The following is a 1160-nucleotide window of genomic DNA, read 5'->3' as shown; positions in this document are numbered from 1 at the left end:
ATTTTAAAAGCTATGAAAAAGATATTGAAGCGATTAGCCACAGGCTTCCTTGCCTTTGCGACTATCGTTACCGCTTTGCCGACAACGGCAGTCCACGCTTCCGAGAAGCAATACTGGACGGAAAGTGCCGAGCGTGTCGGTATCATTGAAAAAGTGATGAATGACGGCTCTATCGGTTCGACCTTTAATGAGGGCTATATGAAAGTTGAGGGCGAAACCGCCTATTGTGTGGACATCAACACCAACTTCAAGAACGGCTATAAGACCAGAGCCGACGCAAGCACACGCATGAGCTACGACCAGATTTCAGATGTTGCCCTCTCTCTGGAATACGTCAAGCAGTACGCACAGAGCCACAGCGAGCTGGATTATAAACAGGTCTATCTTCTTGAACAGTGTGTCGTATGGCAGAGATTGAGCGTTCATCTTGGTTGGCAATGCGATAACGTCAGAGCTTCCTATGATGAAATTTCTAAAGCGATACAGGACGAGGTGTACGCTGGTGCGAAAGCCTTTGCCAGCGAGAACAAGGGACGCTATGAATGTGGCGGTTATATCTACTCTGGCGAGGGACAGGACATTGGACAGTTCTGGGCGAAACTTGCCGTAGGAAATGCCACCCTTAAAAAGACTTCCAGTAATGCCAGCATTACCGACGGGAACGGACTTTACTCTATCGCTGGTGCGACTTATGGTGTCTATTCTGATAAGGACTGTACGAAACAGCTTGCCACCCTTACGACTGATAACAGCGGGAACACTGATACCGTGGAAGTAAAGGCTGGCACTGTCTACATCAAAGAGCTTTCTGCTCCTGCTGGCTATAAAGTGGACAGCACTGTGTATTCCTTAAATGTGGAAGCTGGCAAGACAGCGACTTTGAACGTATCCGATACGCCAAAGGTCACAGATACACTTATTGAGCTTTTCAAGATTGACATGGAAACACAGAAAGACGCTCCACAGGGCGACGCTTCCTTAGAGGGGGCGGAGTTCACATGGAAATTCTATGCGGGACACTATACCGCTGACAATCTCCCTAGCGAGCCGACAAAAACATGGGTGACAAAGACAATCGCTGAAAAGGACAGCGACGGCACTATCCATTATGTTTCCCGCCTTTCTGATGAATACAAGGTATCTGGGGACAGCTTCTATAC

Annotated in this window: 1 protein-coding gene; it reads left to right on the top strand. The window is 48.1% G+C overall.

The window, feature by feature from the left end; all coding sequences use genetic code 11:
- Positions 1 to 12: 12 nt before the first annotated feature.
- Positions 13 to 1160, top strand: a 1148-nt coding sequence (locus B5E92_RS15245) for a collagen binding domain-containing protein (RefSeq protein WP_239406513.1), incomplete at its 3' end; no start/stop codon positions are given.

It is taken from the genome of Erysipelatoclostridium sp. An15, assembly GCF_002160675.1.
GTDB classification, from domain to species: Bacteria; Bacillota_I; Bacilli_A; order Erysipelotrichales; family Coprobacillaceae; genus Thomasclavelia; species Thomasclavelia merdavium.
This window is presented reverse-complemented; position numbering and strand designations above follow the sequence as displayed.